At 54.7% G+C, this 24,460-nt stretch carries 21 protein-coding genes and 2 pseudogenes; 5 read left to right on the forward strand and 18 right to left on the reverse strand.

Annotated elements, in window-relative coordinates; all coding sequences use genetic code 11:
* Positions 1 to 14: 14 nt before the first annotated feature.
* From TRICHSKD4_RS12675 to TRICHSKD4_RS12695, 5 genes are all read right to left on the reverse strand, one after another.
* The gene (locus TRICHSKD4_RS12675; protein ID WP_040616806.1) at positions 15 to 749 is read right to left on the reverse strand and encodes a sulfotransferase; all 735 of its coding nucleotides are present in this window, start codon (positions 747 to 749) and stop codon (positions 15 to 17) included.
* Positions 746 to 1,537: a lipopolysaccharide assembly protein LapB gene (locus TRICHSKD4_RS12680; RefSeq protein ID WP_009759414.1), complete on the reverse strand. Its 792-nt coding sequence runs from the start codon at positions 1,535 to 1,537 to the stop codon at positions 746 to 748. Before TRICHSKD4_RS12680 ends, TRICHSKD4_RS12675 begins: the two co-directional genes overlap by 4 nt.
* A 44-nt stretch (positions 1,538 to 1,581) precedes the next feature.
* On the reverse strand, positions 1,582 to 3,561 hold the full coding sequence (gene uvrC, locus TRICHSKD4_RS12685; RefSeq protein ID WP_009759415.1) for an excinuclease ABC subunit UvrC: 1,980 nt from the start codon (positions 3,559 to 3,561) through the stop codon (positions 1,582 to 1,584).
* Positions 3,562 to 3,645: 84 nt separating this feature from the next.
* Positions 3,646 to 4,413: an SDR family oxidoreductase gene (locus TRICHSKD4_RS12690; protein WP_009759416.1), complete on the reverse strand. Its 768-nt coding sequence runs from the start codon at positions 4,411 to 4,413 to the stop codon at positions 3,646 to 3,648.
* Positions 4,414 to 4,477: 64 nt separating this feature from the next.
* A complete protein-coding gene (locus TRICHSKD4_RS12695; protein ID WP_009759417.1) occupies positions 4,478 to 5,470 on the reverse strand; it encodes a calcium/sodium antiporter in 993 nt (330 codons plus the stop codon).
* A 269-nt stretch (positions 5,471 to 5,739) separates the two neighbouring features.
* Here TRICHSKD4_RS12695 and TRICHSKD4_RS12700 point away from each other — a divergent pair, with 269 nt between their 5' ends.
* From TRICHSKD4_RS12700 to TRICHSKD4_RS12710, 3 genes are all read left to right on the forward strand, one after another.
* Positions 5,740 to 6,459 carry an outer membrane protein gene (locus TRICHSKD4_RS12700; protein ID WP_208993081.1) on the forward strand — a complete coding sequence of 240 codons (720 nt, stop codon included), beginning with the start codon at positions 5,740 to 5,742 and terminating at the stop codon, positions 6,457 to 6,459.
* 173 nt (positions 6,460 to 6,632) lie between these two features.
* On the forward strand, positions 6,633 to 8,099 hold the full coding sequence (locus TRICHSKD4_RS12705; RefSeq protein WP_009759419.1) for an efflux RND transporter periplasmic adaptor subunit: 1,467 nt from the start codon (positions 6,633 to 6,635) through the stop codon (positions 8,097 to 8,099).
* A gap of 2 nt (positions 8,100 to 8,101) precedes the next feature.
* Positions 8,102 to 11,281 carry an efflux RND transporter permease subunit gene (locus TRICHSKD4_RS12710; RefSeq protein WP_009759420.1) on the forward strand — a complete coding sequence of 1,060 codons (3,180 nt, stop codon included), beginning with the start codon at positions 8,102 to 8,104 and terminating at the stop codon, positions 11,279 to 11,281.
* Positions 11,282 to 11,311: 30 nt separating this feature from the next.
* Here TRICHSKD4_RS12710 and TRICHSKD4_RS12715 read toward each other — a convergent pair whose 3' ends face one another.
* The 6 genes from TRICHSKD4_RS12715 to TRICHSKD4_RS12740 form a co-directional block, all read right to left on the reverse strand.
* Entirely contained in the window at positions 11,312 to 11,959 is a 648-nt protein-coding gene (locus tag TRICHSKD4_RS12715) for a glutathione S-transferase family protein (protein ID WP_009759421.1), read from the reverse strand.
* 67 nt (positions 11,960 to 12,026) lie between these two features.
* Positions 12,027 to 12,446 (reverse strand): hypothetical protein, encoded by a 420-nt coding sequence (locus TRICHSKD4_RS12720; protein WP_009759422.1) that lies wholly within the window; start codon positions 12,444 to 12,446, stop codon positions 12,027 to 12,029.
* A 93-nt stretch (positions 12,447 to 12,539) separates the two neighbouring features.
* A complete protein-coding gene (locus TRICHSKD4_RS12725) occupies positions 12,540 to 13,388 on the reverse strand; it encodes a 23S rRNA (adenine(2030)-N(6))-methyltransferase RlmJ (RefSeq protein WP_009759423.1) in 849 nt (282 codons plus the stop codon).
* Positions 13,385 to 13,900: a GNAT family N-acetyltransferase gene (locus tag TRICHSKD4_RS12730; protein ID WP_009759424.1), complete on the reverse strand. Its 516-nt coding sequence runs from the start codon at positions 13,898 to 13,900 to the stop codon at positions 13,385 to 13,387. The genes TRICHSKD4_RS12725 and TRICHSKD4_RS12730 overlap by 4 nt, the downstream gene beginning before the upstream one ends.
* 204 nt (positions 13,901 to 14,104) lie before the next feature.
* Positions 14,105 to 14,974 carry a cold-shock protein gene (locus tag TRICHSKD4_RS32100; protein ID WP_009759426.1) on the reverse strand — a complete coding sequence of 290 codons (870 nt, stop codon included), beginning with the start codon at positions 14,972 to 14,974 and terminating at the stop codon, positions 14,105 to 14,107.
* Positions 14,975 to 15,193: 219 nt separating this feature from the next.
* Complete coding sequence (locus tag TRICHSKD4_RS12740) at positions 15,194 to 16,285, reverse strand: DUF1176 domain-containing protein (RefSeq protein WP_009759427.1); 1,092 nt, start codon at positions 16,283 to 16,285, stop codon at positions 15,194 to 15,196.
* A gap of 170 nt (positions 16,286 to 16,455) precedes the next feature.
* Here TRICHSKD4_RS12740 and TRICHSKD4_RS12745 point away from each other — a divergent pair, with 170 nt between their 5' ends.
* Positions 16,456 to 17,124, forward strand: a complete 669-nt coding sequence (locus tag TRICHSKD4_RS12745; RefSeq protein WP_050763419.1) for an MBL fold metallo-hydrolase — start codon at positions 16,456 to 16,458, stop codon at positions 17,122 to 17,124.
* Between the two features lie 16 nt (positions 17,125 to 17,140).
* Here the strand turns inward: TRICHSKD4_RS12745 and TRICHSKD4_RS12750 are convergent, their stop codons facing one another.
* The 4 genes from TRICHSKD4_RS12750 to TRICHSKD4_RS12765 form a co-directional block, all read right to left on the reverse strand.
* Positions 17,141 to 18,091 carry a DUF1402 family protein gene (locus TRICHSKD4_RS12750; protein ID WP_009759430.1) on the reverse strand — a complete coding sequence of 317 codons (951 nt, stop codon included), beginning with the start codon at positions 18,089 to 18,091 and terminating at the stop codon, positions 17,141 to 17,143.
* 300 nt (positions 18,092 to 18,391) lie between these two features.
* On the reverse strand, positions 18,392 to 18,718 hold the full coding sequence (locus tag TRICHSKD4_RS12755) for a DUF6665 family protein (protein ID WP_009759432.1): 327 nt from the start codon (positions 18,716 to 18,718) through the stop codon (positions 18,392 to 18,394).
* A gap of 56 nt (positions 18,719 to 18,774) precedes the next feature.
* Entirely contained in the window at positions 18,775 to 20,085 is a 1,311-nt protein-coding gene (locus TRICHSKD4_RS12760; RefSeq protein ID WP_009759433.1) for an MFS transporter, read from the reverse strand.
* Positions 20,082 to 20,630: a chalcone isomerase family protein gene (locus TRICHSKD4_RS12765; RefSeq protein ID WP_009759434.1), complete on the reverse strand. Its 549-nt coding sequence runs from the start codon at positions 20,628 to 20,630 to the stop codon at positions 20,082 to 20,084. The genes TRICHSKD4_RS12760 and TRICHSKD4_RS12765 overlap by 4 nt, the downstream gene beginning before the upstream one ends.
* A gap of 219 nt (positions 20,631 to 20,849) precedes the next feature.
* Here TRICHSKD4_RS12765 and TRICHSKD4_RS12770 point away from each other — a divergent pair, with 219 nt between their 5' ends.
* The gene (locus tag TRICHSKD4_RS12770; protein WP_009759436.1) at positions 20,850 to 21,155 is read left to right on the forward strand and encodes an ATP-dependent Clp protease adaptor ClpS; all 306 of its coding nucleotides are present in this window, start codon (positions 20,850 to 20,852) and stop codon (positions 21,153 to 21,155) included.
* Between the two features lie 75 nt (positions 21,156 to 21,230).
* Here TRICHSKD4_RS12770 and TRICHSKD4_RS12775 read toward each other — a convergent pair whose 3' ends face one another.
* The 3 genes and pseudogenes from TRICHSKD4_RS12775 to TRICHSKD4_RS32330 all read right to left on the reverse strand — a co-directional run.
* Entirely contained in the window at positions 21,231 to 22,697 is a 1,467-nt protein-coding gene (locus TRICHSKD4_RS12775; protein WP_083782781.1) for a hypothetical protein, read from the reverse strand.
* Positions 22,698 to 23,570: 873 nt separating this feature from the next.
* Positions 23,571 to 23,771: pseudogene (locus tag TRICHSKD4_RS32325) on the reverse strand (hypothetical protein); the annotation flags it as partial.
* 219 nt (positions 23,772 to 23,990) lie between these two features.
* Positions 23,991 to 24,425 (reverse strand): annotated as a pseudogene (locus TRICHSKD4_RS32330) (helicase-related protein); the annotation flags it as partial.
* Between the last annotated feature and the right edge of the window lie 35 nt (positions 24,426 to 24,460).

Genomic DNA, 24,460 nt, shown 5'->3' on the forward strand with positions numbered 1-24,460 from the left:
GTGGGGATTGAGGTTCAGGACAGCCGAACTTTTGCGAGCGGCCCGAGCGCTCCACTCAGTTCAGCAAGATGTTCTTGGTGATCCCTTCCAAAACCGATCTTGTCTGCTGTGTTTTGACCAACAGGTTCATGCTCTGCCATTTCACGCTCGATATAGGCAGCATCATGGGCAAGGCCGACATGGGTCAAGAGCTTGCCAATTTCTTCTTCCCGATTGTTGATCAGAGCTTCATAGGACACATGATGAACGGAAACTGGAAGTGTCTGCGACCAGTGATCCATCATGTCTCCATAGGTGCGGTAATGATGACCAAGGCTTTTCTGGTCGATGTTGTAGTGATGGCCGTGCGGCAGTTTCGCCGTGTAAGTCGATGCACAGGCATCCAGCGGTGATCGGAAGGCGTGAATGAAGCTGGCATTCGGGTACAAGAGAGCCAGCAGCCACAGGTGCTGATAGTTGAAGGCATTCACATCAACAATGTGTTTGGCCTTGCGGTCGACGCCTTCCAGAACCTTCAGGTATCCGCTGCCGATTTTCTTGAAATCTTTGCCGCCCATATTGACGGCTGCGCGGAAATAGTTGGGTGAAATGTCTTCGCCCTCTGACAAGCGCATGCCCAATACGCCGAAATAACCGATCTCGCCACCGGTCTTCACATTGGGGTGACGGACCAGAATTGCCTCGATTTCCTGAGTGCCGGAAGACGGCATCCCAACAACAAAGATTGGGCGGTTGCTGGAAGAACTCACCTCACGCCGTTTTGCAAAGTAGTCTTGACCTGCCAATCGCGGTGTTGGGTGTTGTATTGGCGATTAAGCGCTGCTCGGTCGTTGTCGTGATGTGCAAAGGCTGACGCCCAATCACCGCGTTTTTCGGCAAGGTGAGCTGCGGCGCGGGACAGGTTATACCAGTGCTCTTCGTCCGGTTCGCGATCACGATCTTTCAGCAGGTTTTCGATCGTTGTGCCGATCTGCTCTTGGTTCTGCCATCCCTCAACTGATGCGGCTTCAACCAAGGCATCCGGGTTTTGACTGTCTCTTTCGAGCGCCTCGGAAAGCATACTATCGGCTTTTGCGGTGTCGCCCAGTTTGCGATGATGCCGACTGAGAATCGCAAGCAGGCTGACATTTTCAGGCGCATAGGTCAGCGCGGTTTCATAGGACTGGATTGCCAGATCGTGTTTTTCCTGCTCGGCATAAACCTCTCCGAGCGCAATGTGGCTCTGGGAAGATTTTGGTGCCAGCGCTGTTGCCTTGCTAGCCATCTTGTAGGCGGCAGTCTTGTCGCCTAGGCGCAGCAGAACGCTGGAAAATGTCGAGTAGACAAAGGGTTGTTCGGTCGCGACCCGCGTGGATGCATCCAGAAGAGCCAGTGCCGAAATCAGATCGTTTTTTTGAATGGCAACAACTGCCAGAGCATAGTTCACCCGCGCATTGGCCGGGTTCATGGCGCGTAATTGCACCAAAATGGCTTCAGCTTGGTCGAAGTTCTTTTGCTCAATAAGTGAAATGGCGTCGTCAAGAGTAGGGGCGCTCATCGGGAACCTTTGCTTTCAAATCCGAGCGCCTGTCCTATCAGCTTCTAGCCCTCATGAAAATAATTATAGACAAGTTTGGCAACGGCTTCGGAAATGCCCGGAACGGCTGTCAAGTCTTCCAGTCCCGCTTTAGAAACGGCTTTGGCTGTGCCGAAGTGGCGCAGCAGCGCACGTTTTCGGGTGGGACCAATGCCCGCGATTTCATCCAGTGGGTTTTTGGAAATATCCTTCTTCCGCCGCGCCCGATGTGAGCCGATGGCAAACCGGTGCGCTTCATCGCGTAAACGTTGGACGAAGTAGAGAACCGGGTCGCGCTCTGGCAGCATGAAGGAGGGGCGGCCGGTGATGAAGAATTTCTCTCGCCCTGCATCGCGGTCCGGCCCCTTGGCAATTCCGACCAGCGGTACATCGGTGACACCCAGTTCTTCCAATGTTTCGCGCGCAGCGGTCAGCTGACCCTGTCCTCCATCAATCAAAACTAGATCGGGCCATGCTGGAACATCCGTGTTTGGGGTTTCTTCTGCGTCTGAGGCTTGATCTGTATCCGGTTCCGGAAGCGGATCAGGTTTTGCTTCGCGCTCGTGTTCTTTCAAAAGCCTGGAAAAGCGCCGGGTCAGCACCTCACGCATCATCCCGTAGTCATCACCGGGTGTCAGGTCTTCGGACTTGATGTTGAATTTGCGATAATGCGCTTTTGCCAGTCCTTCCGGTCCGGCCACGATCATTCCGCCGACTGCGTTTGTGCCCATGATGTGGGAGTTGTCGTACACTTCGATCCGGCGCGGCGTGGTTTCCAGATCAAATGCTTCGGCCACACCCTTGAGCAACTTGGTCTGGCTGGATGTTTCCGCAAGGCGGCGTCCCAATGCCTCTTTTGCATTTCGTGAGGCATAATCGACGAGCTCTTTTTTCTCGCCGCGTTTTGGAACGGCAATGTCGACCTTTCGCCCCATCCGTTCGCTCAAGGCTTCGGCAAGCAAAGTTAGCTCTTCAACCGAGTGAGACAGCAGGATCTGCTTTGGTGCAGGCTTGTCATCATAAAACTGGGCAAGAAAACTCTCCAGAATGCTCTCTGTATCCATGGATTTGTCGGCTTTTGGAAAATAAGCCCGGTTGCCCCAGTTCTGGCCGGTGCGAAAGAAGAACACCTGAACGCAGCTTTGCCCGCCTTCTTGATAGATCGCGAACACATCAGCTTCATCCACGGTTTGCGGATTGATGCCCTGATGCGCCTGAACGTGGGAGAGGGCTGCCAGACGATCTCTGCAAATGGCGGCACGCTCAAAGTCCAGCGTTTCGGACGCCTGTTCCATCTGTCTGGCTAGATCTTCTTTCACCGCTTGGCTGCGGCCGGACAAAAAAGCCTTGGCTTCGGCGACGAGTGCCTCATACCCTTCCGTGCTGATCTGCCCCGTGCAGGGTCCGGCGCAGCGCTTGATTTGGTACTGTAGGCAGGGCCGGCTTCGGTTCTCATAGTAGCTGTCAGAGCAGTTTCGGATCAAAAACGCCTTTTGCAGCGCATTGATTGTTCGATCGACCGCACCTGCAGATGCAAATGGACCGAAATAATCGCCTTTGCGTTTGCGCGCACCCCGATGCTTGACGATAGCCGCTGCTTCATGGTCACCGCTTATGAGGATGTAAGGAAAAGATTTGTCATCGCGCAAAAGCACATTGAAGCGTGGCCGCAACCGTTTGATCAGATTTGCCTCGAGCAGAAGCGCCTCAGGCTCGGTCTGCGTGACCACAAACTCCATGGAGGCCGTCGAGAGGATCATCCGCATGATGCGGTTCGACTGGCCTTGCAAGCGCGTGTAGCTGGTCACCCGCTTTTTAAGGTTTCGCGCCTTGCCAACGTAAAGCACCTCGCCGTTTTCATCAAACATGCGATAAACGCCGGGGCTATTCGGTAGACGTTTGACCTGATCGGCAATGACGTCAACACCCTTGCGAATGGAGCCTGCGTCCGGGGTGTCGCTTGTTTCAGTGGTCTTGGAATTTGTTGTCGCGTCGGAGGTGCTCATAGCCGCAATTTAGGTTTCTGAACCCAAAAGGGAAAGACACGCAATCGCATCTTCCCCCGGCTTTAAGCGGACAGTTGAGGTGGCTTATTCTCCAACATCCAAAACGTCAGGTGTTTCCCACGCAAGGTGCTGGCCACCGTCGAGCGCGATCATCTGGCCCGTCACGGAGCGTGTGTTCCAGAAATACAGTACCGTTTGGCCAAAGTCGCGGGCATCTGGACCGCGCTTGAGCAGCACAGACCGGCTTTGCTGGGAAAATTCTTCTTCGCTTTGCCGAGTTGCCTTGAAGCTCGGTCCCGGCCCAATGCCATTGACGCGAATACGCGGCGCGAGCGCCTGGGCCAACGTTTGCGTCGCCCGCCAAAGGGCTGTCTTGGATAAACTGTAGGACAAAGCCTGAGGCGTGGGTTTCCAAACGCGCTGATCAATAATGTTGACAATCAGCCCCTCCTGATCGGAGGGAAGGTGAGCCGCCATCGCGTCAGCGAGGAATACCGGGGTGCGCACATGGATCGCATAGTGAGCATCGAATTTGGTGACCTCGAGTTCCCCAATTGCGTCATCTTCATAAATTGACGCGTTATTGACGAGAACCTGCGGTGCGCCAAATGCTGCACTTGCCTTCTGGTAAAGACCAGAAACCTGATCGGAATTGGTGAGGTCCGCTTCTACGAGCGCCACATGCCCCTCAAACGTTTCCGCGTCTGAAACAAGAGCTTTCGCCCGGTCGCTGGCTTCGTTTGTCGTGTGAGCGACAACGTTCCATCCCGCCTGCGCCAACTCCAAGACCATTTCGCGACCGATGCGGCTTGTCCCACCGGTGATCAGAGCAGTTGGTTTTTCAATTGCCATTCAATTTTCCGCCTATTTTTCGTTTGTCAGACTACGCCGGAAAACGCTTTCTGGATCAATGACCTCAAGCAGAAGTGATGCTGAACATGTAGACGACATAAATGTAGGCGCAGTACGCGGCTGTGAGCGCAAATCCGCTTATTTTTCCTAGTGTTACGCGGAACGCTGCCAAGCCGAGTAGAATAAGCGCACACGCCATCATTACCCAGATGTCCAGTTTCAAGATTTCCGCCGGGACTTCAACCGGGACAATCGCTGTCGTGATGCCGATGATGGCTAGCAGATTGAAGATGTTTGAGCCGATTACGTTGCCGATGGCGACGGCGCCTTGTTGACGGATCGCTGCCATGACAGTTGTGGCAAGTTCAGGAAGGGATGTGCCCAGCGCGATCACTGTCAATGCGATCACTGCATCGCTGACCCCCCAGCTTTCCGCTACAGCTGTTGCGCCTTCAATGGTGAAATGAGCCCCAAGCGGCAGGCCAACCAGACCCAGGGCGATGTAAACAAGGGCTATACCCATGGCGTCCGGAACACCTTCAACATCTTCCAGAAGGCCGTCATCCTCGGCAATCTCAGCGGCTTTGGCTTTTTGTTCCTTGCGGTGCTTGAGGGCAGCGATTGCCGAGGCACCCAGGAATACCGCCAGTAAGCCCAAGAGAATCAGGGCTGCCGGTAAGCTCAGCGGAGACATGAAAAAGCAAAGCGCAATAAAGACGGCAGAGACGGCCACCATGAATATGGCTGTGCGGGTCGCCCCGTCTTCACCGCAAGCTGTCGCTGCGATCAGAGCCGGCAAGCCAAGCACAAGCAGTACATTGGCAATGTTGGAGCCGACCACATTGCCGATCGCTATGCCGCCAGAGCCTTCAAGTGCAGCGCCGAGCGAGATGACGAGTTCAGGGGCTGAGGTGCCGAACGCGACGATTGTCAGACCGATAACAAGGTTGGGGATCCCAAGCTTTTGGGCGACGCCCACTGACCCTCTGACGAGTATATCCCCGGCGACAATAAGGACAACGAGACCTCCAACGAGGCTGAGATATTCAAAAAGCATTAGTGTGTCCGATTGGGGTCAGCGTGATGGGCCGTGCAAAGCGTGTTTTAGCGATACATGGGATCGCTGGCCTTATACGCAATAGTTTGTCTCGCGAAAAGGTTCTGACAGCGGGATCTCCTCAATCTTCCTTGCTTGGCATGCCTTAACGACATCTTAATCCTGTCATTAAAATGCCTGCATGTGACACCGAATAATCAAATTCTCTCACTCACTTTGCCACAAATGCACACCATATCTCCGGGCGGGGGAGTGTGGGGATGCCCTTGATGGCCATCCGCACAAGTTTCAAATGCCGTTTGGAGTATAAAGTCATGAAACGACTTGCCTGTGCAGCCATCGCCGCAACTGTTTCGGTTGCTGGTTTGGCCCCATCTTACGCCGCCGATCTTCCGCAAGCAGCACCAACTTACGACACCACATATGAACCGGCGCCATCTGGCAGATTTGACTGGTCTGGTGCCTATGCTGGTGGCAGCCTTGGTTGGGTATGGAGCGGATTTGATACGACATCCTCACCAACCGGGTCCTTCGACCATGACACCAATGGATTTTCGGGTGGTGTTCATGGTGGTTATAATTTCGCGATAACTCCCAACATTGTTGCTGGTGTCGAGCTCGATTTCCAGATGACGGATTTGTATGAGAATACAGTCCGAAATGGCGTCAACGTGAAGACCAGTTCTGCCTGGAACTCGTCCGCAAGAGCTCGTCTTGGCTATGCGATGGATCGCTTTTTGGTTTACGGAACCGCCGGACTTGCCATTGCTGATCTGTCGATCAACGCAAATGGCGCTTCTGAAGATACCACTGCGCTGGGCTGGACAGCCGGTGCCGGTGTTGAGGGGGCGATCAGCAACAACCTGACTGCTCGTGTAGAGTATCTTTATCAGGACTTTGGCCGCGAAAGTTTCACGCTTGGCGGGTCAAAGTATCGGGCTGATCTGGACACATCCACGGTTCGTTTCGGGTTGAGCTACAAATTCTGATGAGATGATTGACGAATGCAGCCCGGCTTTCAAAGCCGGGCTTTTGCTGTTGGGAGAGCAATTCGGCCACAATTTTAGTGGTAAACTAAGCAAAGTGTTCTATTTCTCAGCAAGGTTCAGCAGCGGCATGTGCTCGCTGGTGTTCGGGCAACTGGCCCAGGAGGACGCGATATATGAAGTTCCTGATGCGCGGCATTGTGGGGCTAGTCTTGATTGCTGTGATGCTGGGGTCGGTTGGCTTTGGAGCCTATCGGCTTTTCAATGCGATGACCGCAGAACAAACGGCTCGTGGTCGTGCTCCGGTTGAACGCAGCTATTCCGTCAATGTATCGCTCCTTGAGCCGCAGACCGTCCAACCGGTGACGACAGCGTATGGCGAGATCGAAAGCTGGCGAACGCTTCAATTGCGTGCCAGTTCTGATGGGCGAATAGTCAATATCGCAAAGAAGTTTCGGGATGGTGCTGCAGTGGCAGCTGGAGATCTGCTGGTTCGGATTGATCCGGCTGATGCGGAGTTTGCGGTTCTGGATTCTGAAGCTGCCTTGTCAGATGCGCAGGCGCAAAAAGCCGAGGCCGAAGAGGCCGTCGTTGTGGCTGAGCAGGAGCTGGTGGCTGCCCGGCGTCAGTTGGAATTGCGCAAACAGGCGCTGGAACGACAGAAACAGCTGAAGAAAAAGGGCTATTCGACTGCGGTTCAGGTTGAAGCCGAGCAACTGTCTGTGGCCGCACTGGAGCAGGCACTCAACAATCGGCTTCAGTCTGTCATCACGGCCCGCAAACGTATTGAGCGCATGGACCTCTCGGTCGAGCGTGCGCAAATTGCTGTCAAGAACGCACAGCGGGTTCTCGCCGAAACCTCTATAGAAGCGCCGTTTGATGGGTATTTGGACCAGGTGGATGCGGTCCTTGGTCGCCGGGTGAACCCGAGCGATACACTGGGCGTTTTGATTGATCCCGAGGCCTTGGAAGCGCGGTTTTTCCTCTCTACCCAGCAGTTTTCGAGATTTTTGGACGATGCGGGCAAGCTGGTTGATGCTGACGTTACGGTTGAACTTGAGCTTGGAGATCGCACCATTGAGATCAAAGGCCAATTGGACCGCGTTGCAGCTGTTGTTGGTGAGGGAGAAGCCGGGCGCGCTGTCTTTGCGTCGCTGGATGTCAGTCAGGATGCTGTTTTGCGCCCTGGCGACTTCGTAACCGTCCGCCTGCGGGAACGGCCTTTGTCAAATGTTGCCGAGATTCCGGCGACTGCGGCAACAGAAGACGGACGTATCTTGATCGTCGATAGCAACAATCGATTGGCAGAAGTCTCGGTTCGCATTCTTCGGCGGATGAAAGATACGCTTGTTGTTGACGAGGTGCCGTTTGGCAGCAGTTATGTCCGCGAGCGCCTGCCGCATCTCGGACCCGGACTCAAGGTTGAACCGCGCGGTGCGCCGGGTGCAGCAACCGAGCCTGCAAAGAACGACGACAATCTTGTGTCTCTTGAGCCATCCCGGCGCGCAGAACTGCAGAAACTGGTCGAAGCCAGTGGCATGCCAGAAGATAGAAAGGCGCGTCTGCAGGCAGCTCTCAAGCAGCCTCGTGTACCCAAGGACCTGATTGAACGCCTTGAACAACGGCAAGATCGGAGAGGTTAGGAATGCGCTCCCCCGGCGGTCCTCGTTTTGCTTCCTTCCTTGATTACATGGTCCGCCATCGGACAGCGGCTAATCTTCTGCTGGCCGTTATGCTGTTGGCGGGCATTGCTGCAAGCACTCAAATTCGGACGCAGTATTTCCCTGATTTTGTGATTGAGCGTGTGAGCGTCAACGTCTCTTGGCCGGGAGCGGGGCCAGAGGATATGGACCGCGCGGTCACGGAAGTTCTGGGCGCACGCCTTTTTGCCATCAATGGAGTGGAAGAGGCGAGTGCGGTGGCGCGTGAAGGACGGGCATCCATTGATCTTGAGTTCGAAGATGGCTGGGACATGGGGCAGGCGACCGATGAGGTGAAAGCTGCCGTTGATCAGGTGCGCTCATCGCTGCCGGAAGGGATTGAAGAACCAACGGTTACGCGAACGGTCTATCGGGATCGTGTCACAAATATCGTTTTGTTCGGACCGGTTTCCATTGATCAGCTTTCCCAGTTTGCGGAAGACCTGCAAAGTCGCCTGTTTCAGCAGGGCATTACAAGGGTCAGCATTCAGGGCACAGCTGATCCGGTTCTGCGTGTGAATGTCGAAGAAGCAGACCTCATTCGCCACGATATCTCTTTGCGCGAGATTGCAGATGCGCTGCAAGGGGATATTGACACAGTCCCTGCGGGTGATGTGACCGGAGGTGGCGCGCGTCTTCGCACCGGCGTAACGCGCCGCAGTGAGGCAGACCTTTCCGATGTTTTGATCCGCTCTCCGGGGCAAGGTGAAAAGCTCTATCTCAGGGACATTGGTACCATCGATACCGAAGGTGTCGAAACCGGTCGTGCCTATTATCACAAGGGGCAGCCTGCCATTCTGGTTCGTGTGGACCGAAGCGCGGAAGGCGATACAATCCGTATCCAAAGGGACGTTGAACGGGTCGTGGCCTCGTTTCAGGACACTTTGCCCAAAGGTGTCGTGGTTCAACTGACACAAACCCGGTCCCAGAACATTATCGATCGTCTGGATATCCTGATCACCAACGGCATCTGGGGCCTTGCCCTAGTGCTCGGGTTTTTGTTCCTGTTTTTATCGGCGCGAACTGCCTTTTGGGTGGCTGCCGGCATTCCGGTCGCCATGGCTGCAACCATCGGGATGATGTATGTCTTCGGGGTCACCCTCAACATGGTGTCTCTGTTTGCTTTGATCATCTGTCTCGGCATTGTGGTGGATGATGCCATAGTTGTCGGGGAACACGCAGATTCGCTCGCAAGGCAGGGGTTATCTCCGGCCGACGCAGCCAGCCTTGCCGCAAGACGGATGACTGCTCCGGTCTTCAGCGCGTCCATAACAACCCTGATCGCATTTTCTGCGCTGGTTGCCATCGGTGGGAGATTTGGGTCGCTTATCGCCGATATTCCGTTCACCGTTGCAGTGGTGCTGGTCGCCAGCCTTGTAGAATCCTTCCTGATCCTGCCAGCCCATATGCGCCATGCATTGACCGCCAGTAAGAAGAAACGTTGGTTTGACTGGCCAAACCGGCAGTTTAACCGAGGCTTTCGCTGGTTTCGGGAAACGCTGTTTCGGCCGTTTGTTCGCGCCTTGTTGTCAGCCCGATATGCAGCTCTCGGCATTGCGGTTATGGGGCTTTTGCTATCGTTGAGCCTGTTCCTTGATGGCAGTGTGCGCTGGCGCTTTTTTAACGCGCCGGAGCGGAGTGTGATTTCCGCCAACATTGCCATGATGCCCGGTGCGACAAGAGCTGACACCAAGGCCATGATCGCTGAAATGGAACGGGCTCTGTATGTGGTGGATGCCCGGTATGCAAAGGACTATGGCCGGGCTCCAGTCAAGTTTGCACTTGCAACTGTGGGCGGCACCGCCGGACGGGGATTGCGGAGTGCAGACAGCAAGGACATTGACCAACTTGGTGGCCTCTCCATTGAGCTGATTGATCCCGATCTCCGGACCTATTCAGCCTTCAAGTTCATCGGGGATTGGCGCAAGGAAATCAAAAAGCCGCCCCTTCTGGAAACGCTTGCTCTTCGGGGTGAGCGGTCAGGTCCGGGCGGTGATGCCATTGATGTGCGCCTCTATGGACCAACGACCGAGCAATTGAAGGCGGCGTCTGAAAGCCTCAAGCAGTCCTTGGCCGCAATGCCCGGTGTCAGCGCGCTGGAAGACACCATGGCGTTTGATAAGCCGGAACTCACGCTGGCGCTGACAGCCAAAGGGGAAGCGCTGGGCTTTTCAACGGAGACTGTGGCGCGCACGTTGCGGGATCGCCTTGAGGGCATTGAAGTCGCGGAATTCCCGGTGGGCCGACGAACAGCGACGGTCAAAGTGACGCTCCCAGATGAAGAAACCCACGCCTTGTTCATTCATGACACGCGCTTGAAAAGTCCGGCTGGCACTTACGTTTCTCTAAGCGAAATTGTCACCATTGAAAGCAATTACGGATTTGCGTCTATCGTCCGGGAAAACGGGCTTAGAACCTTGCGTGTGACGGGTGATGTTTCGGAAGATGATCCGGTTGCAGCCGATCAGGTGAAAACGGCACTTAGTGATGTTTTGTTGCCTCAGCTGGCAGCTGAGTTTGATGTTCAAAGCGAGCAAGGCGGGTTGGCCGAGCAGGAGAAATCCTTCCTGTCTGAGGCTTCTATCGGTTTTTGCCTTTGTCTTGCCGGTATTTATCTGACCTTGTGCTGGATCTTTGCGTCGTGGACACGCCCGTTGGTCATCATGATCATTATCCCGTTTGGGGCCATCGGTATGATTTGGGGGCACTATTTACATAGCATCCCGCTTTCCATGTTCTCGGTGGTTGGGTTCATTGGCATGGCAGGGATCATCATCAATGATTCCATCGTGTTGGTCACGGCAATTGACGAACACGCAGAAAAGCGCCCCTTCAGAGAAGCAGTCATCAATGGGGTTTGCGACCGTTTACGCGCTGTTGTGTTGACCAGCGCAACGACGGTGTTTGGTCTTCTGCCACTCTTGTTTGAAACCAGCAGGCAAGCACAATTCCTGTTGCCCACGGTGGTGACACTGGCCTATGGCCTGGGCGTTGGACTGTTCATCGTTCTCTTGCTGACGCCTGCGCTTTTGACGGTCCAGCAAGATTTCGGTCGGTTTGTGAGTTCTGGGCGCCGCTTGTTCAATCATGGTGTGCGGCGCCGCAAGCCGTTTGCAGGCACTTGAAGCTTCGCCAGTGCTCCACTGAGGAGCGTTCTACCGAAGAGGGGCCGGATCACCCGTCACCGGAGTAGCAGGCTGTTTTGTCTTGGCAAATACCGGCACATTTGCTTCGACACCGTCCACCCAGCTTGCCAGATTGGGATAATTGGCGCGCCACTCTCCGGCAAAGCGAAGGTCGAGATAGCCAAGTGCACAGGCAAGGGCAATTGTGCCTGCATCCAGATCGGCTTCACTGGCAACAGCTTGCGGCACGTTTTCTTCCAGATAGGTCAACCCACGCTCAACCTTGGCAGCTTGGTAGGACAGCCAATCGTCGAACCGCTTGTCTTCCGGGCGGAAGCGCTTTTCATAAACTTGCAGAATACCGGCATCCATCAATCCGTTGGCCAAGGCCTGAAGACGCAAGACCGGGAACCGAGCCTCGCCGAGGGGCAGGATTTTGCCGCCACCGGCGAGATGGTCCAGATATTCAACGATCACGCGGCTGTCATAGAGAACGTCGCCGTTTTCCAGCACAAGCGCGGGTATTTTGCCAAGTGGGTTTTGCCCGCGCAGACTATCTGCCGGATCTGCGGTGTTCGCGTCTTCGATCTTGATTTGATCGGACAGGCCGAGAACGGAGGCAGCAATTTTAACTTTCCGCCCAAATGGGGAGGGGGCGGACGAGCGTAGAACGAGCATCATGCTTTCCTGATGTATTGATTTTATAAGGGGTTTGGTCGGCCGTTACCGGCTTCACAGATTTTGATCAGCGAGGGCGCACAGTGCTGCAGTGGTTGCCGTAGACACGCCATTTGTCGGCTGCTGCGACACAGCTTTCAACATCCCACCTAATGCCAACAAATGCGGCATCTTGTTCGACCATATAATACACCGTGCGCGTGCGTCCGTCCGAAAGGGTTGCGCGTGCGCGGCAGTATCGTCGGGCGACGGCGCTCGGTCCGTTTGCGTCGAGGCGGCTTTGTTTGACGTTGGAAAGCCCGGCGATGTGCAGCCCGTTTTGATAGGCTTGCTGCGCCCGTTTCATCGACCCAGCCACGGCAGACATAACATTTGAAGCATCACAATGCGGCAGGTGATAACCGCCTGCTGAATACGATCCTGCGAGTGCTGTTGTGCCTGTTATGGCCAGCGCGAACAGTCCGATTGCCAACCTGAAACCCATCATTGATGGCACCCTTTCTTGGTGAATTTGCCAAGACCGAGAGTGTTTCACGGATTTTCAAAGGTCAAGCCAAAGAGGGCAAGAAATGGCTCAGGGTCATTCTGCGATAATGCGTTCGACCTGCCAGCTGGCACCTTTGCCGTGTTTTAATGTGTCGCAAAGCCAGGGCAGCAGGGTCTTGAGTTCGCTTTCAAGAACAAAAGGCGGTTTGAGGATCGTCATACCCGAGCCGCGCATGGGTGTATCGGGACTAGACTGTCCAACATTCAGCTCCATCGCCAGAACGTCTTTGATGCCAGCATCTTCAAACGCCTTGTGCATACGGGATACGGCTTTCCGATCCTTCAAGGGGTACCACAAGGCAAACGTTCCGGAGGCCCATATTCGATGTCCTGTGATGACCGCCTTTGTCATGCGGTCAAACTCGTCAGTCACCTCAAAAGCCGGGTCGATCAGCACGAGGCCGCGCTTTTCCTTGGGCGGAAGGAAGCTGCCCATCGCCATCCACCCGTCCAGATGAATGGTTTTGACCTGATGGTCACCCGCAAAAAGGGTAGAGAGCGTCTCGAAGTCGGCCGGATGTAATTCGGTAAGCGTCAGTCGATCAATTTTGCGCAAGAGCGACCGGCTGAGTGCTGGAGACCCCGGATAAGCGACAAGATTGCCGTCCGGATTGAGCGAGCGGATTGTCTCAAGCCACGGGCTGAGAAGGTCGGCAACATCTTTCGGAGGGCGTCCTGCGAGAACTTTTGCGATGCCTTCTCGCCACTCCCCGGTTTTCTGCGTTTCTTCAGACGTTAAATCGTAACGGCCTATCCCGGCATGGGTATCAAGAATGCGAAAGGGCTTATCCTTGCGCTGCAGATATACAATCAAACGGGCCAGAACAGCATGCTTGAGCACGTCACCGATGTTGCCGACATGATAGGCGTGGCGGTAATTCATGCTTGTGCACCGGTCGTTGGCGGATGCTCCAAAAAGAGAACGGCCTTTTCGCCGTGGTCCTGACGGCCAATTTCCTGAAATCCCAGACGCTTGTGAAATTTGACTGAACCGGGGTTGGACGGGCGCTCATTGACTTCGCAAAGGAAGCTGCGATCTGTGCCATTTAAAGCGTCGAACAGGGCATGGTAGAGCCTTTCACCGATCCGGTGCCCGCGTGCATCCTCCGCAACGCAGATCCTGTCAATATAGGCAAAACGGGCTCGGCGCTCTGAAATCCAAAGATAGTTTGCGCTGGTGTAGGGGAGGTCTTCACCGAGGCATAAGATGAAACCGACTGGCGTGTCATTTTTCAAAGCCACAACGCACGCAAGAGCGGAGGCGACCAACTCGTTCAATTCATCAAGCGAGATGAGGTTGGTGGCCGGAACAGCCGCCGTGTTAATGGCAAGAACGGTTTCAGCGTCTTGTGCAGCAAAGGGGCGAATGACAATTTCGTCTGACAAGGTGAACACTCACAGGTTTTGCGGAACAGAGTCGGGATCAGGACAACAGAGCCTCTTTAATGACCCGAGAGTGCCTTAGCCCTGGATGTTCAAGAACGCAAATCGCAATCAGTTTATTTTGGCAGGTTTGCAGAGTTTGAAGGGGCAAAAAAGAAACAGCACGCGATTTTTCACGTGCTGTTTCAGATTTGTGATCAATTGCAAAGTGCCGGGTTATTCCGTCTCTGCTTCAGCTGTCTGATCTTCGGAAAGTTCCTGAAGGTTGACTGCCTTGGGCCCTTTTCCGCGCCGATCTGGCTCGGTTTCAAACGAAACCCGCTGCCCGCTGTCCAATGTGGTCATACCCGAGCGCTCAACTGCGGAAATATGCACAAAGACGTCAGCATCACCTTCATCGGGTGTGATGAAGCCAAAACCCTTATCGGACTTGAAGAACTTCACGATGCCGTTTTGGCGTGGGCCGCGCTCAACCGGTGGGCGGCTGTCTTGGCCAAACCGACGAGGACGGTCGCCGCCGCCTTCTTCCCGATTGCCGCCGTATCCGCCCTCACGTCCGCCGCCACCGTAACCGCCGCGTCCGCCACCGCCGCCGTCGCGGCCACCATAACCGCCACGACCACCGCCGCCATCGCGACCACCGCCGCCATCGCGACCGCCGCCGTAACCGCCATAGCCGCCATCGCGACCGCCGCCGTAGCCGCCATCGCGACCGCCGCCGTAACCGCCATCGCGTCCACCGCCATAGCCGCCATCGCGACCGCCGCCGTAACCGCCATCGCGTCCACCACCATAGCCGCCGTCACGACCGCCGCCGTAACCGCCATCGCGTCCGCCGCCATAGCCACCGTCACGACCACCGCCGTAACCGCCATCGCGTCCGCCACCATAGCCACCGTCACGGCCTCCACCGTAACCGCCGCCCTGATCGCCGTATCGTTTGTCTCCGCGGTCGCCGTAGCCACCGCCATAATCACCACCGCCGAAATCGCCGCCAAAGTCGCTGCCGAAGTCTTGCGGACCGCCGAAGTCGCGCTTACCTCCGCGCCGACCACGCGAACGCCGGTCCGAATCCCCATCGTGCATTAGTAAATCACCTTAATTTTGTGCCGCCCTAAAGGCACTCTACCCATTGATAATGCTCACAATTGCTTGTGTGCCACTCCCGTTGAACGAGCAAAATTGCTGTTCGTCAACACCACAGGATTGGGTTGAAACAAGGATGCCGCATCCCTATCCAGTCCGCTGCGTCACCATCATATGTCCGAGATGTGTAGAATCGCAAGAAAATCCTGTCAAAAACAACTATTCGGAGTGTTGCAGAGGAGGCCAGGTAGCGTCCCATGTTGCCAGAGGGGCTGGTTCGCCATTGCACGTAGAGCGTGTGGCTTCAGCGACCAGAGCGAACGCTGTACCCGTCCATTGCCAACGATTCCAAAGACCACATTCCCCTAGGCCAGATGCCTTGAAGAAACTTTCCAGCTGCATGGTTTTGGGCGACCAACGGGCGTTGTAGACTAGATCAATTGCAACTGGGCCGACGTCAGACATTCGGGCAAATCCCAACTGTCGTACCTTGCCGTCTGAATTGGCCAATAGCGCAATATAGGCAGCATTGTAGGCCGTTGGGGCTCCGCAGGGGAGAAGATAAAGGGTCGATTTGCCATCGAGGCTTGCTGCAACAGCACCTAACCCAGCAAAAAGCGCTGGATCAATGTCGGAACAAAAACGACCGTTGTTCCAGCTTTCCACCACTGTTGGCGGCAGTTGAGACGGACTGGAGACGCTGATGGCGTTGGGTGCATCCTTGGCGTGGTCGTCACCTGTGAGGGCGAGCGCCGATTGCGAAGTGCTGCGATCCTGTTGTTCATCCAACCAAATCAGAGAGCTGGTCAGGCCTATCAAGGAGACTTTGACTTCAAATGCGTCGGGGTCGCCCGGCAGGTGAACCGAAAGGGTGCTTCCCTTCTTCATGGCATTTATGAGCGTTCTGGTCGCCGGCCTTGTCGGATACCAGAAGCCTTCTCCGCCAATGGGCACAAATCCGTCCGGGGTTGTGATTGAGGACTGAACTTCGCGCAGTTGCTCAACCGGCAGTTCTTCGATGAGCGTTCCGTCGACGGAGAGACGGATATTTCCATCTGGCTTGAGCACCAGATTGGTCGTCAGGCGGATCATTGGCTCAGCTTGGGCGGGCCAGTCGCGGACCAAACGTAAATCCAGCCATGCGGCTTGTTCACGGACATAAGTGGAGCCAAGGCATAGTCCGGTATTCAGGCAATCAACCGACCAGTCTGAAAATGTGGGCCGTTCACGCTGCTCACCAGCAATGCCAGACCCATGAGCAAGCAGGATCGTGCATATTGCGAGAAATAAGCTGGATCGAAAGCGTTTCATCCAGTTCTGATGTCCGTGTGTCCGCGATGGGTGTTCAAGGTGTTCAACTTCTTGTACGAAATGCAGTGACGAAGGTGAAGTCGCTGATCTGCAATAAGCAGTTCATATTTGTTCATTTATTTCACTTCACCAACTAGAGGAATGCAATCTTGACGAATTCCGGCCATGAAATGAAATCCGGGGCAACTACTGAGCCAAAACAACCGCCGGTGAGCATTGTGGTTATTCCGGTGACCCCGTTTCAGCAAAACTGCAGCTTGATTTGGTCACCTGAAACCAAAAAGGGTGCGGTGGTTGATCCGGGCGGGGACGTTGAAACGATCGTCAAGGTCATCAAGGAATATGGCGTTGAGGTTGAGAAAATTATTCTGACCCATGGCCATATTGACCACATCGGTGGTGCTGCAGATCTCGCGGCACAGCTGGGCGTCAAGGTTATTGGCCCTCATAAAGCTGATGAACCACTCATTGAACGAGTGGCCGATCAGGCAAAGCAATTTGGCCTGCCGGACGTAAAACCTGTTCGGCCCGATGAATGGCTCGATGAAGGCGATATGGTTGAGTTCGCGGGGCGAAATTTTGAGGTCTTGCATTGCCCGGGGCATGCGCCGGGGCATGTGGTGTTTTTCGACCGTGATCTCCGATTTGCCTTTTCAGGGGATGTCCTGTTTGCCGGTTCCATCGGTCGGACCGATCTCCCACTTGGTGACCACGATACGCTGATCCGTTCCATCAAGGAAAAAATGCTGCCACTCGGAGATGATGTCTCATTTCTCCCCGGCCACGGCGAAGCGTCAACGATTGGCCATGAGCGCCAGACCAATCCGTTCTTTAAATAACAGAAACTGCGAGGTCCTAGAGCAGGGCCTCAAGTTCGTCCAGGCGATCATTGACCAGCCAGCCATAATAGTTTTCGCGAGGCCACTGGCGGCCACTGCGCCTGAATTTGGCAGCTCGCGACCACGGGCTACCGAGGTTGTAAAGCGTTGCTGTCAGGCCCGGGTTCGTGGAAATGTCCACTTTCGCCACCTTTTTGTACGCTTCAATCGCGTCCTGGATGACAGCTGCCATGTAATGCAACGACAAGTTCGGGTCCATGGTGGCACGATAGACGTCTGCCGCATCCGTTACATCCAGCCTGCGCTTGCCGCTTTGGCGGGCAACACGGTCGGACATCTTCAATACAGTCAAGGGGCTGAGTTGGCCGAGGCCGAAGCTCTGTCCGGCAAAAAGGGGCTGGAAGAACGTTTCGTTGAAATTGGTTTTGGGATACCGAACACCGTCAACGCGGTGGCCCTTAAATTGGCCGTTCCAGATGCGCTCATAGCATGACCACAGGCTGTCGCTGGATGTTGATTTGCCCTTTTTTCGGCAACGGTCAAACTGTTCCCGTTTGACGAATTCTTCGACATGCTCACCGTCATGCTCAAAGCTGAGATCAATGCCGGCATAGGTGAGCGCCTTAACGTAATAGGACTGAGCGCTGTCCAGGCTGTCATAATTGTAGGTATGTTCTCCAACGATCGCACCGATCATGTGGATTGGATCTATTTTATATCGCTTGGAAACACGCTTGATCGACCCGAGAAGGCGGCGGTCGCGTTTAAGAACAGAGACGACCTTCTTGAACTTTGCGTCATAGGTTGAGTTGCTGGCGGCTGTTCTTCGTGCAGATGCGGACGGAATACGCGGTTGGGAACGGTATCTGTTCCCCTCAGGCACTTCCCGAGCGCTTGCAGCATTGGCGCTTTCGGCAAAGCCGAGAGATGCAGGGCCTTCGATTCCCAGCAGCAGAGCGAGAGCCAATACTGCTAAGCTAGTATTTCGGATAGTCCGCCAAATGATCCGGCTGTTTGATAGGTTTGGGCATAATACTTTCAAACGACACATGCTTTCGATCCAATGGTCCTGTGCGCTAACGTCGCTTGGTCGGCCCCCCGCCGAATTTGCCCGAAATCAACAGGCGACGTCTATAGTTTCAATGCGCATTACACATCACGAACACGGATGAATTGCAAGAATGCTTCTTCCGTTTGGGCAGCAGATGCACAAACATTTGCCACTGGGCAAAGTGCCATGTCGTCTTTTGAGTAAGTAAGAACGGAATCACCTCTTTGTCCGCATAGGGCCAGCGTTCAGGCGAACGATACTTGGCACGTTCATTTGGTTCAGGAATGTGTTGTGCTTCATGAACCCGCACATCTCCCGCTGGATCAACACATGCCAGAGCGCTTCACCTGCTTCGGCAAGCCGTACCTGTTGGACCTCTGCTGTTTCGTGTTCGCTCACGGTCAGTTTTTCCAATGCCAGCTCCAGCTTTTTGTTTAGCCGGGTGAGTGTCCCTATCTTCTCAGAGAGTATGTCCTGCTCAAGCGCCGCGCTGAGCGGGTCTTGTGTATCTTTCTCGAAAGTACGAGGTGGGCGCACTGACATGGGAAGCGGGCACTCCGTTAGTTTGTCCCGGGGCAAAGAGATCGTCTCATGATCTGTCAGCGCGTTTCAAGCGTTTGGCGTGCTCTTAGAACCCAAACAAACGCTGCAGCTTTGAGCAGGCACGGCCCGCCTGCGTAAGCAAGACTCAACGCCACAGCGGTCTCGCCGGTGGCAATCGTTCCGGGTTGGTACCCAAACAAGCCAAGGAACGGAAGGGCGACACCTGTTGCCAATGCCAGAGCTGATTTGGAAATGAAAGTGAGGACGGAGAACAACCGCGATGTATCAGCCTGCTGCCGAGAGCCCGCGATATGATCCGCCAAAATTGCCGGGGGGATGGCGAGATCCGCTCCAAGCGCCAAGCCAGAGAGCAGACAGATGATGCCATAAGCCATTCCATCGCCGGGGCCGAGCAGGGACGCCCATATGAAAGTGGCACAAGCAAGCGCCATTGAGCTGCCCCACGCTGTTATTTTTCCATAACGTGTCGCGAACTTGTCCCAGATCACCATGGAAAGAGCTCCGGACAAGAAATAGAGCAATAGGAACAAGCCTGTCAGGCTTTCTACGCCCAATCGGTCACGAATGAAGAAAAGGACCAGAACAGCGGGAATCGCACTGGCAAAAGTGTTGAGCAGATTGAGCGCAAAGAATTGCCGTCGCCACGGGGTGTTGAGAAGAGTGGCCCAGTTGATAGATTTTTCGGACTTCTGGGTCGCGCTCATGAGCGGAGCTGTCTTTAGCCATAGCATCAACAGCAAACCGCCGAGCGCCAGCAAAGGGAGAAATAGCGATGCAAGCAGATGAAACGATGTGGCCGGATCAATCGTATGTCCGAGCAGACTCGGTGTAATCGCTGCGCATAGCAAACCCAACAGTCCAAAGGCTTCACGTACCCCGGTTATGCGGGTCCGGTTGCTTTGATGTGTTGTCCATAATCCGCCCAATGCCTGCAGGTTAATGGCAACGACCGAAAAACCGGTGGTGCAAAGAAAAATGGAAAAGGCGAACCACAGTAGGGGGGCTGCTGCAAGTGGGTGAAACACCATCCAGAAACCGCTGCCGAGCAGGATCATACCGCTCAAAAGGATAGCTCCCCGATTTTCGGAATATGCGTCACTCAAACTACCAATCAGCGGGTCCTGAAGTGCATCGATGACACGTAAAGCCAAGAGAACCAGACCGAGTGCAGACAAGGGAACGGCCAGTGTTGTTGCATAGAAATCCGGAACGTGCAGATAAAGCGGCAAGCCCGCAAAGGCCAATGGAAAAGCCATGAAGCCATACGCAGAAAGGGAGCGCCACTGCAGCTCTGATGCCGTTACTTGCCGGGCCTTGTCGTGAAGCGCGCCTTCTTGAGATGTCACGAACCGGCTCCAACCAATCTTGCTCGCAGCTTCGGGTTCTTAGTGTTGGTGCCGAGCCAAATGTCAAAGAAGGCACCGGTGAAGGCTGGGTCCGAAATCTCGCCAATCCGCCTGCCATTTGAATAGAACACGGTGGTGCGGCTGTTCTTGCGAATTCCCGTGATGGTTTGTCCCTTGGAGACATTTGGGAAAATCCGGTTCATTTGCTCGCGCCACGTCTGACGCCGGTTTGGCGTGCCTGCTCCAAGACGGGTTAGCTCTTTGATCGTTTGATCCGAAATGGCGGTCCCCTTGAAATTGCGCAAATAGGTCAGCCGAAGCGCGAAGGGGTTGCTGCGCTGATAGATGCCACCGGGGGCAAAAAGCTCCGCATTAAAGATCCGAAAACCGAGGAAGGTCATCTGCCCTTCACCTACCAGCCGGGCATCTGGCACAGAGCTTCGGATTGCACCAGACGGAGAAGACGCAAAAACGCTGGCGGAGGTGGCTGCAACAGCAGTTATCAGGATAAAAAATGTTCTGAAACGTGCGAGCGCCGTCTTCATCGTAACCTCCAGATTTTGTGTCTACCGGGTACGGTTTCGCTGCTCTTTTGGATCGAACTGCGCCATCCGATCACGCGTTTGTGTTTTTGCTTGCGTGCCGGAATGACGAGCGATAAAAGCGCCCTCTCTTTGTGCGAACAGCATCTATGCTGACAAATCCATTGTTTCGCAAAACTGGTCGGTGAGGCTGGCCAGAGCAATGTCGGGCGTGAGTGAAGTATGAGTGACAGCGACCTGAAAACCCGAAAATCCATTCGGCAAAAACTGGAGCGCCCAAAGCGCTATCAGGTGATTTTGCTAAATGATGATTTCACACCGGCAGAGTTCGTTGTGTTTGTCCTGAAAGGCGAGTTCCGGCTCGATGTCTTGCAGGCTGAACACGTGATGGAAACTGCCCATAAAAAAGGTGCGAATGTTGTCTCGACCTATCCGCGTGATGTTGCAGAGACAAAGGTGTCACGCGCCACAGAAACAGCGGTCCGAATGGGCTATCCGCTTAAGTTCATTGTTGAGCCGGAAGAGTAATCTTATCGTTTTGTAAGTACCCGATTGAAAAAGGCCCGGTCATGATGCCGGGCCTTTTCAGTGAAGCGGTCAGTCTCAGTCCGTGGGATCGTCCCGAAGCTTGACGATCTTGTCATCGTCCAGCTCAGTCTCAACCAAATTGTCCGAAGGTTCTTCTTCTGAAGGGTGTGTTTCGGTCAGCCCCAATTCTTCCGCGGGTCCAAAATTGTCGGTCAAACCCATAAGCTCAGCAGGGCCTCGACCTTCCATGGCGCGCTGGTAATTGGCAATGACGCCCTTGAGCTGAGCGATTTGGTCGTTGGCTGTGTCGACCTGAATTTTATAGCGTTGCAGCGTCTTGTTCTCATCGACCAACTCTTCCAGCTGATTTGTATACCTCTGATTCTGGTTGCGCTCGTGATTGAGATCCGTGAGCGTTGAGTTGTACCGCAGGTTCAGCTCACGCAGTTTGGCGTTTGCTGTCATCAGTTCGTCGCGGTCTTTCTCGTGGTTTTTCTGAGCACCATCCAGAAGATGCTCGATTTCCTGCATGCGTTTGATCAGATCACGGTTGCGTTCCTTGATCTGCCCATTTTCGCGGGTGATCTCTTGCATGGACTGCGCCTCAATCCGGCGCTGGGATGACAGGTTCTCGATTTCGGCGTTCAGCGCATAGACTTCGTTGTCATGCTTGCGCTGCTCTTCCTCCAATCGCGATTTGGAGTAGGCGAGTTCCTGATTGGCCACATCCAGATGCGATTTGAGGTCGATGTTGTTGTTGCGGAAGTCAACAACCTGCCGCTTGACCGCTTCCAACTCGCTCGTTGCGGAGTTATTCTTGCGCACTTCTTCTTCGAGAAGTGCTGCGCTTTCAGACAGGTTCTGTTGCAGCTCTTTCTCGCGCTTGGTGATGTCGTCGAGATTGGCTTGCAGGCTTTCCGAATGGTCTTCCAGTGTTTTGAACTTGGCCTTGAAGTCTACCAGTTCGCCACTGAGTTCGGAAATTTGCGAGTTGGCTTCAACGAGTTCAGCGCTCTGCGCACGAAAGTCCTCGTTCACCTTCTTGTTGTTGTCGCGGATGGTGATCAGCTCGTTGCGCGCTGTTTCCAGTGCCGTACGGGTTTCGGTCAAGCGCTTGCGTAGCGAATGAACTTCTGCCTGAGCTTCCTCCAGATGTGCGGACAGAGTGCTGATCTTGTGGTTGGCATCCAACAAGTCTGTCGAGATCTTCGCGTTTTCAGACTTCAGCCGGATTTCAGTCTCCACATGAGCGCGTGAGGTCTCGATGAACTCCGACATCAGCATCAGGCTGTTGCGGTTTTCAGAGGCCATGGCGCTCATCTGGTCAAAGGCTTGTGACAGTCCCCCAAGCCGGGATTTCAACCCGTCCAGATGATGCATTTTTTCCTGCATCTTGATTGCGAAGGGAGACAGATGTTCAACATTGGAGGGCTGTGGCTCTGGCACTGCGTTGTCCTCCAAAGGGGGCGCTGCCTTATGGGCGTCCGGCACCGTGTTTGCTTCCGATTCCTGGGTTCGCGGTGTCATCGAAAAAATACCCATGCGCTACTCCTGAACTGATTGCCGCCGCTCAAATCGCGCTGGCCTTCCACGCGATATGGGAGAACGTTAATGAAATCTTAACGCCTGAATCAACAACTTTTTGTATATATTGATATTTTACTACTATTTTAGCGTGTTTTTGTAAATCTGACTTGAGGGTTTTGGCGAGGAGAATTTCCGCAGCGTCAATTTATCCACAGACTGTGCGGAATTCGGGGGTGAATTGGGTAGACGTGGTCGAGTGAATTACCGGGCTGCCACGTATTCGGACTTCACCTTCCCGAACAGCGCTGCACTCCTGTAGGTAAGGATGGTGAGGAGTGTGTAGGCTCCGGATCAAGTCCCGGGCGGTGCGGGCTGGTATCTCGGCCGTCTTAGCATCTCAGTTGTCGTCACTGGATTTGGTAGAGCCTGCCCACGACTTGATCGATGGGTGATTCCTTCTGGTAAGTTTCAAACTGCTGCACAAGCGGACAGGAAACGGATTGGATCCCGAATCACGCTGCCGCTTGTCCGGGATGACGGTATGAGTATTGTTTGGGGATTGTGTCCCACCCTCTGGGCGTCGTCCCCGACTTGATCGGGGACCTATTGAAACCGGAGGAGACTGGGGGAAGCACGGTGCTTGCAGAACGACCGGTTTTCTATCCGTCCCTTGTACAGATCCGAGGGGCATAGTGGATCCCGGCTCGGTGGCCGGGATGACTTTATGAGTATCTTTCGAGACCCTGCCACGAACTCAATGGTCATCACCGGACTTGATCCGGTGATCCATCCCGCGATTTTCCAATCTACCGCGCAAGTGGAAAGGGAGCGGAGCGGTATCAGGATCAAGTCATGGTATCACCTGATCTGCAGCGCTGAACTGAGGTCTCACTGCCCCGGTCGTCCACTCTTTTTCGGGCGTCCCCGTCGCTTCTTCTCGTCCGTTGGATCTTCGTAAGAACCAGCGCCGATTTTGCCTCGGACAACAGGTTTGGCGTCGTCGGCGGGGTCGATTAGTTTCTTCGGCAACGGCCCCTTGCTAAGCGGAACTTCGGTTCGACCGACAGTCATTTCGTCCAGGCTTGGTTTGTGAACTTTTGATCCAGCCGCCTTGGCCCGGTCCTTCGCCGTTTCGCGTTTCTTGCCGCTCGCACCGGCCTTGGTTCCACCAGCGCCGAATTTCTTGTCGCCCTGATAGCCGCCTGTCTTTTCGTCGACCGAGGATTGACGGGCGAGCGGATCGTCGGCGACAGCGAGTTCGGTTTCCTGCAGGCGTTTGATCTCGTCGCGCAGGCGTGCGGCTGTTTCGAAATCCAAATCTGCAGCGGCATCGCGCATCTGCTTTTCCAGATCTTCGATATGGGCCTTGAGGTTGTGGCCAACCAAATTGCCGTCTTCGGCAAAGCCAGCCTCGACTGTGACGTGGTCTTGCTCGTAGACGCTTTCCAGAATGTCGCCGATGGAACGTTTGACGGATTCCGGCGTGATGCCGTGTTCTTCGTTGTAGGCGAGTTGTTTTTCGCGGCGGCGGTTGGTTTCCTTGATGGCGCGGTCCATCGAGCCGGTCATGTTGTCGGCATAGAGGATCACGCGGCCATCGACGTTCCGCGCCGCACGGCCAATGGTCTGGATGAGGGAGGTCTCGGAGCGCAAGAAACCTTCCTTGTCCGCATCCAGGATCGCTACCAGTCCACATTCGGGAATATCGAGGCCTCGCGCAGCAGTTGATGCCGACGAGCACATCGAAAGCGCCGAGCGCAGATCGCGCAGATTTCGAT

It is taken from the genome of Roseibium sp. TrichSKD4, from assembly GCF_000148725.1.
Lineage (GTDB): Bacteria > Pseudomonadota > Alphaproteobacteria > Rhizobiales > Stappiaceae > Roseibium.

Excerpts from the sequence above, each read along its gene's own strand:
- TRICHSKD4_RS12705 (WP_009759419.1), top strand. The coding sequence starts at position 6,633 with ATGAAGTTCCTGATGCGCGGCATTGTGGGGCTAGTCTTGATTGCTGTG.
- TRICHSKD4_RS12775 (WP_083782781.1), bottom strand. The coding sequence starts at position 22,697 with ATGGGTATTTTTTCGATGACACCGCGAACCCAGGAATCGGAAGCAAAC.
- TRICHSKD4_RS12725 (WP_009759423.1), bottom strand. The coding sequence starts at position 13,388 with ATGAATTACCGCCACGCCTATCATGTCGGCAACATCGGTGACGTGCTC.
- TRICHSKD4_RS12690 (WP_009759416.1), bottom strand. The coding sequence starts at position 4,413 with ATGGCAATTGAAAAACCAACTGCTCTGATCACCGGTGGGACAAGCCGC.
- TRICHSKD4_RS12715 (WP_009759421.1), bottom strand. The coding sequence starts at position 11,959 with ATGCTCGTTCTACGCTCGTCCGCCCCCTCCCCATTTGGGCGGAAAGTT.
- TRICHSKD4_RS12680 (WP_009759414.1), bottom strand. The coding sequence starts at position 1,537 with ATGAGCGCCCCTACTCTTGACGACGCCATTTCACTTATTGAGCAAAAG.
- TRICHSKD4_RS12770 (WP_009759436.1), top strand. The coding sequence starts at position 20,850 with ATGAGTGACAGCGACCTGAAAACCCGAAAATCCATTCGGCAAAAACTG.
- TRICHSKD4_RS12765 (WP_009759434.1), bottom strand. The coding sequence starts at position 20,630 with ATGAAGACGGCGCTCGCACGTTTCAGAACATTTTTTATCCTGATAACT.
- TRICHSKD4_RS12740 (WP_009759427.1), bottom strand. The coding sequence starts at position 16,285 with ATGAAACGCTTTCGATCCAGCTTATTTCTCGCAATATGCACGATCCTG.
- TRICHSKD4_RS12710 (WP_009759420.1), top strand. The coding sequence starts at position 8,102 with ATGCGCTCCCCCGGCGGTCCTCGTTTTGCTTCCTTCCTTGATTACATG.
- TRICHSKD4_RS12720 (WP_009759422.1), bottom strand. The coding sequence starts at position 12,446 with ATGATGGGTTTCAGGTTGGCAATCGGACTGTTCGCGCTGGCCATAACA.
- TRICHSKD4_RS12695 (WP_009759417.1), bottom strand. The coding sequence starts at position 5,470 with ATGCTTTTTGAATATCTCAGCCTCGTTGGAGGTCTCGTTGTCCTTATT.
- TRICHSKD4_RS12755 (WP_009759432.1), bottom strand. The coding sequence starts at position 18,718 with ATGTCAGTGCGCCCACCTCGTACTTTCGAGAAAGATACACAAGACCCG.
- TRICHSKD4_RS32100 (WP_009759426.1), bottom strand. The coding sequence starts at position 14,974 with ATGCACGATGGGGATTCGGACCGGCGTTCGCGTGGTCGGCGCGGAGGT.
- TRICHSKD4_RS12700 (WP_208993081.1), top strand. The coding sequence starts at position 5,740 with ATGGCCATCCGCACAAGTTTCAAATGCCGTTTGGAGTATAAAGTCATG.
- uvrC (WP_009759415.1), bottom strand. The coding sequence starts at position 3,561 with ATGAGCACCTCCGACGCGACAACAAATTCCAAGACCACTGAAACAAGC.
- TRICHSKD4_RS12745 (WP_050763419.1), top strand. The coding sequence starts at position 16,456 with ATGAAATCCGGGGCAACTACTGAGCCAAAACAACCGCCGGTGAGCATT.